5 protein-coding genes and 1 pseudogene are annotated in these 8,449 nt (G+C 57.0%); 5 read left to right on the top strand and 1 reads right to left on the bottom strand.

Annotated features, from left to right (window positions below; all coding sequences use genetic code 11):
- Positions 1 to 885: pseudogene (locus tag RHSP_RS07110) on the bottom strand (beta strand repeat-containing protein); the annotation flags it as partial.
- A gap of 905 nt (positions 886 to 1,790) precedes the next feature.
- Here RHSP_RS07110 and RHSP_RS07105 point away from each other — a divergent pair.
- The 5 genes from RHSP_RS07105 (at position 1,791) to RHSP_RS07085 (ending at position 8,360) form a co-directional block, all read left to right on the top strand.
- Positions 1,791 to 3,845 carry an O-linked N-acetylglucosamine transferase, SPINDLY family protein gene (locus RHSP_RS07105; RefSeq protein ID WP_004111356.1) on the top strand — a complete coding sequence of 685 codons (2,055 nt, stop codon included), beginning with the start codon at positions 1,791 to 1,793 and terminating at the stop codon, positions 3,843 to 3,845.
- A 43-nt stretch (positions 3,846 to 3,888) separates the two neighbouring features.
- Positions 3,889 to 5,142: a DUF6250 domain-containing protein gene (locus RHSP_RS07100; protein ID WP_037150185.1), complete on the top strand. Its 1,254-nt coding sequence runs from the start codon at positions 3,889 to 3,891 to the stop codon at positions 5,140 to 5,142.
- A gap of 53 nt (positions 5,143 to 5,195) precedes the next feature.
- Positions 5,196 to 6,353: a UDP-galactopyranose mutase gene (gene glf, locus RHSP_RS07095; RefSeq protein WP_004111350.1), complete on the top strand. Its 1,158-nt coding sequence runs from the start codon at positions 5,196 to 5,198 to the stop codon at positions 6,351 to 6,353.
- Between the two features lie 84 nt (positions 6,354 to 6,437).
- Positions 6,438 to 6,728 carry a hypothetical protein gene (locus tag RHSP_RS07090; RefSeq protein ID WP_004111349.1) on the top strand — a complete coding sequence of 97 codons (291 nt, stop codon included), beginning with the start codon at positions 6,438 to 6,440 and terminating at the stop codon, positions 6,726 to 6,728.
- A gap of 291 nt (positions 6,729 to 7,019) precedes the next feature.
- On the top strand, positions 7,020 to 8,360 hold the full coding sequence (locus tag RHSP_RS07085) for an MFS transporter (RefSeq protein ID WP_037150182.1): 1,341 nt from the start codon (positions 7,020 to 7,022) through the stop codon (positions 8,358 to 8,360).
- The last annotated feature ends 89 nt before the right edge of the window (positions 8,361 to 8,449 follow it).

The raw sequence follows: 8,449 nt of genomic DNA, 5'->3' as shown, positions 1-8,449 counted from the left end.
CGCCGCGACATTGGCCGTCGACAGGCCGCCAAGGGCAGCGATGTTGATGGCGGCGATATCGGCGGTCGAGAAGCCGGCAATGTCAGCCGTGGACAAGGCACCGATCTGTGCCGAGTTTAAGGAGCTGATAAGCACGGGGCTGAGAGCTTCGACCTGGGTGGAGCTTAGAGCACCGACCTGAGCCGTCGACAGTCCCGTCACGGATTTGGACGTGAGGGCGCCGATTTGCGTGGTCGACAGGCCTGCGACGTTGGCCGTGGTCAGCGCGGCGACCTGAGTTGCATTGAACGTGCCGACTTGCGAGGCGCTCAGCGCACCGACCTGGGTGGAGGTGAGCGCATTGATCTGGGTGGTCTTCAGGGCGGCCACCTGACCCGTGGTCAAGGCTGCGGCCTGGTCGGATGAAAGAGCGGCAACATTGGCCGTCGACAGCCCGGAAAGGGCAGCGGTGGTTATCGCCGCGATGTCGGCGGTCGAGAAGCTGGCGATATCATCGGTCGACAGGGCGGCAATCTGCGCCGAGTTCAACACGTGGACCTGCGAGGTCGTCAAGGCCCCGGCCTGTGACGAAGCGAACGCACCGATCTGGTCCGCGCCGAGGGCGGCGACCTGCTCCGTGCTCAGACTTCCTATTTTTGTCGTGTCGAGAACAGCTAATTGGCTAAGGCTGAGACCCTTGATCGCGCTGGCGGAAACCGCGCCCATCTGGTCGGTCGTCATGGCTGCGATTTCGGCGGTCTGCAGCGCCTTGATCTGGGAGGAGGAGAGCGCCTTGATTTGCGTGGTGCTCATCGCAGCGACGTCGCTCGTCGTCAGAGCCGCGATGACGGTTGTGGAAAGAGATTTGATCTGATTGACGGTCAAGGAAGAAATGATTGAGGTCATTGGTGTGGGGGCCCCTAATGTTAACCTATAGCAGATGCCATTTCTCTGACGCCGACAGCGTGAAAAGAGCGCGCCTATCTCTTGACCGCGGCCTCGGACGCGAGACGCGCCGAAACCTTGACGCCGACTTGGCCGAGCGCTGCTTGAGCACTTGCCACTTGGCATCCTGCCGAACGGAAAGAATGTTGTGAGAAACATGGCTCTCGGGAGCCGAAGCGTTGGGAGGGCTTCATGCAGCAGGGTCCGCAACGACCCTGATTCCAACGCCTGCCTATAAGCGTCTCGCGGCTGCTGAGCCGCTCGATCAAAACCAGACTTCAGCACGGACCGATATTGCGCCATCGACCCGTGTCTTAACCAAAGGACTAATAGGCCGCCTTTAATTTCGGGTTAACGAAGAGATATTTCTGCCGGAAATCATGAAAAACAACCAGGAATATACTTTGCATTTATTGCACGCATCGATAGCAGTGAAGATTAAAATAGTTAATGAGCGAAATTTTTCCAAACATAACTCATGATTGTATTTATGGTTTTAACAGGAAAATTTGGGCTGGCTGCAATCAAATCAACCGTTATCGCCGCAGATCGAAAAATCCGCGGCTTAACGCGTTCATAAGCCTAAATTTTTCCGTACTTCCGCAAAATGCAACGCAATGGTGCAGTGCCTTTTCGAGGCAATTCCACGTGTTACTTGGCGAGGCTCATTAATAGTTAATTATTTCTGCGCGCAACCACTGGATATTTTAGGTTTTCTAAAATCAATCACCACTGATCGGGTGAATTACTGTTGCCGCTCGAACCGTTGATAAGCCCAAGGCAAGCTAGCATCGATAAACGAGTGCAATGCCAATGTCCTTCAGCGTCTGGCCCGGCCGAAACATCACATGTCGTAGTAGGATGCCATGCTCGTCAATACAGCAGCTGCCTCGGATGCTCTCTCCCTGCTCACGGAGCTTAAGAATAGAGCGCGAAATCAACAGCTATCCCTGCCTGAGCTTTTACCGATCGTTGAGACCTTAAGCACTACGGGGCAGGCGGTTCTTGCGGCAGATCTTTATAGTGCATGGATCGCGTTCAACGACACGCATCCTCTGCTGCATATTATTTATTTCAATTACTCGGTCACTCTGCGGCAGCTGGGGGATGTCGCCGGCGCGATCAACGCCCTGCGCGCCTGCCTAAGAATCGATTCGCGGTTCGGGCAAGCGCACGTCAATCTTGGTCGCGCGCTCGAGGATTGCGGTCTTACCGGTCAAGCCGTTCAGCAATGGCGCAGTTACCTGGAAACGACGAACGAAATCACGGCCGATCGAGCCAGTCATCGCTTGATGGTTCTTCAGCACGTCGGCCGCGTTCTTGAGAACGCAGGTCTTTACGATGAAGCCGAGGCGGCTCTGTGGCAAGCAATCGAATTGCGACCAGATAAAACTGAATCGGCTCAGCATTGGACATCCTTGCGGCAACGCCAGTGCAAGTGGCCGACATTGGTTGGGTCGGACCATGTTTCGACCCGTCAACTGCTCGACGCGATGTCTCCGTTGACGCTTGCCTGCCACATCGATGATCCGCTTTTCCAGCTCGCCAAGGCATATCGCTATTGCAAGTCCCTTGTGGGGCGGCCCGATTTGAGTGATGTCGCGCGCGTTTCGCCGCGACGGAAATCCGGCACCGGAAAGCGGCTGCGCGTCGGTTATGTGTCGTCCGATTTGCGCGATCATGCAGTGGGCTTCGCCCTCAGCGAAGTCTTTGAAACGCACGACAAGAACCGTGTCGAGATCTATGCCTATTATTGTGGCGACGCGGCGGCTAACGATCCCACGCAAACACGGATCAAGAGCGCCGTCGATTGCTGGCGTGAAATCTCCGGGCTCAGCGACGGCGATGCGGCAAGGCAGATCGTTGCTGACGAAATAGACGTCCTGGTCGACGTCAATGGCTATACCAAGCATGCGCGAACCAAGATCTTTGCCTATCGTCCGGCGCCTGTGATCGTCAATTTTTGCGGCTATCCGGGCACCATGGGTAGCCCGTTTCATCAATATATCATCGCCGATGAGCAGATCATTCCACGCGAAAACGAGATTTACTATACGGAAAAGGTGCTGCGGATACCTTGCAACCAGCCCGTCGACCGCAAGAGGTTGATCGCCGAGCGCCCGAGCCGTGCCGATGTCGGCTTGCCGGAGGGCGCGTTCATATTTGCCTGCTTCAACGGCATGCAGAAGATCACGGATGCCTGCTTCGCGCGCTGGATGACCATTCTCTCCGAAACGCCCGGAAGTTTCCTCTGGCTTCTGACCGGCGGTGACGATATCGACCAGCGCCTGAGGCAGGCAGCCGAGCAACATGGTGTGGCGCCCGAGCGCCTGATCTTCGCGCCGAAGGCGCCCAACCCCAGGCATCTTGCGCGTATTGGATTGGCCGATCTTTTCCTCGATACTTTTCCCTATGGCGCCCATTCCACGGCAGGCGATGCTCTGACGATGGGCCTGCCGGTCCTGACGTTTCCCGGGGACGGTTTCGCGTCGCGCTTCTGTTCGAGCATCGTTTCAGCCGCAGGCGCACGCGATTTGATCTGTGACGGCCCGGACGACTTCGTCCGTAAAGCCATCGGCTTTGCGCGGGACCGTCAAAGCCTGGAAAGAATAAGGCAAGCCCTGGAACGTCATCGTGATACCAGCGTCTTGCGCGACATCCCGGCTCTCGTTCAGCGTCTTGAGCAACTGTACTGGCAAATGCAGAACGAGTGCGAACGCGGCGAAACGCCGCTACCGGATCTCGCCAATCTCGATCTCTACTATGAGATCGGTGCAGAGATCGTCGCTGAGAACGTTGAGTTCAGCAATAATTTCACCCGCCGACAGCGCTACACCGCGAAGCTAGCGCAATGGCACGCCTTTTCGCCGATCCCGCATGACCGCCGTTTGTGGACGGCAGAGACTGCCAGTGCGTCGTGAGCGGCACCACTCCCCCCCCCCACACACAGGAACCGAGGCTGAAATGGCTCCAGTAATTCTTGTCACATTTGCCGGCAGACAGAAGAGAATGGAAATTCTCACCCGATACATCCAATCCGCCATGGATGCCGGGATCATAGACGAGTGGCATGTGTGGGATTTCACGCGCTCACAACAGGACCATGAGTGGGTGACCCGCCAATTCGGTCCGGTCCGCTATATGGGCTCCGCCGCACTATACCAGTCCGCCGGATCGGCAGCGCCCAACCAGCCGCTTCGGCTGAGCGCCACGATCACCAACGATTTCCACATTGCCATCGTGCCGAGTGACGACGGCAACGAATATTTCGAACTGGTCGTCGGCGGCTGGAGCAATTCGCACTCCGTCTTGCGCAAGCTGCCGCGCAGCGCACTCAAGAATTTCGATCGTGACGATGCGGCGACCGTCTGGAGCCGGCCAACGCCAGGCGTCCTGTCTCCGGGCGCCGCAAATCAGATCGTACTCAACATCGATGCGGCCGGTATTCCCTCACTCCATGTCAACAACGTGGTGATCGGTCAGTGGGCTGATCTTAACTTGTCGGCCGGCGCATCGATCATGGTTCGCGGCGGCTGGGGAGCGGATCTGGAATTGGGTAATGTGCGATCGCGGATACAGCGCTTCGTCGGCAATCCGAATGAGCACATGCCCTATTGGCAAGCCTATGATTTCTACGCAAAGCGGCTAGGGACATATTCCGACTCGATCTTCCTGAAGTGCGATGATGACATCGTCTACATGGATCTCGACAAACTCAGCGATTTCATCGAATTCCGGCGCACCAATCCGAAATATGTGCTGGTCTCCGCCAATGTCGTCAACAACGGGGTCTGCGCCCACTGGCAACAGCTGGCCGGCTCTATTCCCGAGCAAGTCGGCGAATTCGAGCGGCCGGCGGGCGGATTTGGCGGGAGCCTGTGGCAAAGCGCGGAACGCGCCAACGACCTGCACGATTTCTTCTTGCAGACCGACAGCAAGCATCTTCCTTTGCCGAGCAAAGTGATCGAGTGGAAAGAACGTCAATCCATTAATTTCATCGCATGGCTCGGCAAGGACCTCGTGCACATGGCCTTGCCGAAAGGTGACGACGAGCGTGCGTTGACGGTCGACCTGCCGGAGCTTCTCGACAGACCAACGGCGATCTTCTCGGATTTTACCGTCAGCCATCTGAGCTTCGGACCGCAGGAGAATGGCTTGGCACTGGATCGTTTGATCAACGCCTATGACGAACTGATGCGCAGCTCGATCGCAGCATAACGACCTCTGCTATCTGCGTTAATTTTCTGAATAAGAGACTGGAGCATCCTGGAATGCGTGCGAGTGGAAGAATCGGTATTGTAGGCGCGGGACTGTCCGGTGCGGTGATCGGACGGGAACTTGCACTGGCAGGTCATCAGGTCGAGATCTTCGATGCACGCGACCATATCGCTGGAAACTGCCATACGGAGCGCGACAAGGACACCGGGGTCATGGTCCATGTCTATGGTCCACACATCTTCCATACCGACGACACGGAGGTCTGGGACTATGTGAATAGCTTCCAGACCTTCATGCCGTACAAGAACCGCGTCAAAACGACGTCGCAGAGCCAGGTCTATTCCCTGCCGGTCAACCTGCACACGATCAATCAGTTCTTCGGGAAGACCTTCAGGCCGGATGAGGCTCGCGCATTCATCCAAACGCAGGCAGACGAGTCCATCAGCGACCCGAAAACATTCGAAGAGCAAGCGCTTCGCTTTGTGGGTAAGGACCTCTATGAGGCTTTCCTGAAAGGATACACGCAAAAGCAGTGGGGCTGTTCGCCGACGGACTTGCCCGCATCCATCCTGAAGCGGCTACCGGTGCGCTTCAACTACGATGACAATTACTTTGCCCACAAATATCAGGGAATGCCGGAAAACGGCTACACCGCCCTGGTCGACTGTATTCTGGACCATCCGAACATCAGCGTCAGTCTCAAGACGCGTTTTCATCGAACGCAAAAGCAAGACTTCTCGCATGTGTTCTATTCTGGCTCGCTTGATGGCTATTTCGATCATGAATTCGGCCCGTTGGGATATCGAACGCTCGACTTCGAGCGATTCGAGTATGACGGGGACTATCAAGGCTGCGCGGTGATGAATTATGGTGATGTGAGCGTGCCCTTTACACGGATTACCGAACATAAGCACTTCTCACCCTGGGAGGAGCACGAGCGGTCAGTCTGCTATCGGGAGTTCTCGCGGGAATGCGGCGCTGACGACACCCCCTATTATCCAATTCGCCTCGTCAAGGACAAGGAACAGCTCACGCAATATGTTGAGCGTGCGAACTTGGAAACATCGATCACCTTCGTTGGGCGTCTCGGAACCTATCGCTACCTTGACATGGATCTGACCATTCGGGAGGCGCTTGATACGGCGCGGTCTTATCTTGCCCGAATAGCGCAGGGCCTATCGATGCCGGCCTATCTGCATTCGCCGATCTGAACGGCTTCATGATCTCCTCGTGACGCCGAAGGTGCTGGAAATTCTTTCGGCGGAGCGTTTGGCGCTGCTGCTGGAGTTCTGGTCGTGGAGCCAAGCGGCGCGGAGGCGCAGGCTGCCGCCAGACTAGGCGATCAGACCGCAATGATCGCACTTCGCGACCGCGCCGAGCTGCGATCGGGCCAGACGGTCAAATTCAACATAGACCGAGCAAAAGTTCATCTATTCGATGACGATGGTGGCCGCGTGGCGCATTGGGACTTTCTGTCGAAAGCCCGCCGACGCAATCGGATAACCAGGATTGAAGCTCCGTTCGCTCAAGGCGAGATGGTGGCGTCGGCAGCCACCTGCCCGAATGAGAGTGCGACCATCCGCTGAGCAATGTCCCTAGAATCACTGTTCTTGTCGGGAAGTCATGGTTGTATCGCGACGGCCTTGGGAGGTTTATCGCGCCTGCAATCACGTTTCCAGTCGCCTCGAAACAGGGGCGCTTTACAAAACGAACTAGTTCGTACATTATCTAGTCGAGGAGTGACGAGCGCTGCAACAGGCAGCGCCGATGGCCGCCAAGACAATCTTGGATGTCATCTGGGAGGGCGCGGGCGGAAGCTGGCGTGCTCTCGGTTGAGGCATTTCTTCGAAACCGAAATGCTCTTGGGAGGAGCGTTTATGAAAACACTGGTGGAACACAAAACGCCCAAGCGCGCCGCTCTGGCGAGCTGGCTTGGAAGCGCAGTCGAATATTATGATTTCTTTGTCTACGGAACGGCGGCGGCGCTGATCTTCCCGAAGATATTCTTTTCGGCAGAAGACCCGCAGACGGCGGCGATAGCCTCGTTCGCCACATTTGGCGTCGCCTATATCATGCGCCCGTTAGGCGCAGTGATCCTTGGACATGTCGGCGACAAGTTCGGTCGTAAGAAGGTACTGACCTTCACGCTGCTCCTTATGGGATTTTCGACCTTCATCATCGGCTGCTTGCCGACCTACGGCCAGGCCGGCATCCTCGCCCCGATACTTCTGGTCCTGGCGCGATTGCTTCAGGGTATCTCCGCCGCGGGCGAGCAGGCCGGTGCCAGTTCGATGACGCTTGAGCATGCGCCTGAAAACCGGCGCGCCTTTTTCACCAGCTTCACGCTGAGCGGGACGCAGGCAGGGCTGATCCTTGCAACCCTGGTCTTCATACCATTAGGCAAGCTTGACGAAGCCGCTCTGATGTCTTGGGGCTGGCGTATTCCCTTCTTTTTGAGCTTCGTGGTGGTCATCGTCGGATTCTGGGTTCGCCGCACATTGGCCGAAACGCCCGCTTTCATCGAGGAAACAAAGAAGGGCGAAGTTGCCAAACTACCGCTGGTCTCCCTGATCACGAATTATTGGGCCGATGTCCTGCGCATCATCTTTGCCGCCTTGATTTCGGTCGTCAGCACGATCTTCAGCGTCTTCACCCTGTCCTATGCGGTGAATACCATACATATCGACCGCTCCACGATGCTAACCGTGCTGGTGCTTGCCAATATCGCGGCGCTTGGCGCCATCCCGGCATGGGCGATCCTGGCCGACCGGATCGGCCGCAAGCCGGTTTTCATGTTCGGTGCCATTGGTTGTGCTATTCTGATCTGGCCGTATATCTGGGCAATCAGCCAGAACAATCTCGTGCTCGTCTTTGTCCTTGGCATCCTGCTGTCGGGCGTGGTCTACAGCGCTTCCAACGGTGTCTGGCCGGCGCTTTATGCAGAAATGTTCAGCACTCGCGTACGCTTGTCCGGCATGGCGGTCGGCACCCAGATCGGCTTTGCGCTGGGCGGCTTCGCACCGACGATCAGCGCCGCCTTGATGGGGGCCGGGCCGATGGGATGGGTGCCGGTTGCGGCGTTCACCTCGATCACGGCCGTAATCGCTGCCGTCTCCGCCGCCACGGCGGCCGAGACCTACAAAACTCCGATCGATCAGCTTGGCCGGGATGGCCGTCGCCTTGCGGCCGGTCAGCGACACGTCGATCGCGCGATCTGAGCATATTTGAGTGCCGGCGCATTGTGCCGGCACCCTTTTGAAAAGGCACGCGTTGCGCGATCGCGGACGAAATTGTTGGAAGTCGCCGA

It is taken from the genome of Rhizobium freirei PRF 81 (genome assembly GCF_000359745.1).
GTDB lineage: Bacteria > Pseudomonadota > Alphaproteobacteria > Rhizobiales > Rhizobiaceae > Rhizobium > Rhizobium freirei.
Note: the sequence above shows the minus strand (reverse complement) of the source record. Positions and strands in the feature narration are given on the sequence as shown.

What these genes read in the sequence shown, in the direction of transcription:
- RHSP_RS07105 (WP_004111356.1), top strand. Translation starts at nt 1,791, where the DNA reads ATGCTCGTCAATACAGCAGCTGCCTCGGATGCTCTCTCCCTGCTCACG.
- glf (WP_004111350.1), top strand. Translation starts at nt 5,196, where the DNA reads ATGCGTGCGAGTGGAAGAATCGGTATTGTAGGCGCGGGACTGTCCGGT.
- RHSP_RS07085 (WP_037150182.1), top strand. Translation starts at nt 7,020, where the DNA reads ATGAAAACACTGGTGGAACACAAAACGCCCAAGCGCGCCGCTCTGGCG.
- RHSP_RS07100 (WP_037150185.1), top strand. Translation starts at nt 3,889, where the DNA reads ATGGCTCCAGTAATTCTTGTCACATTTGCCGGCAGACAGAAGAGAATG.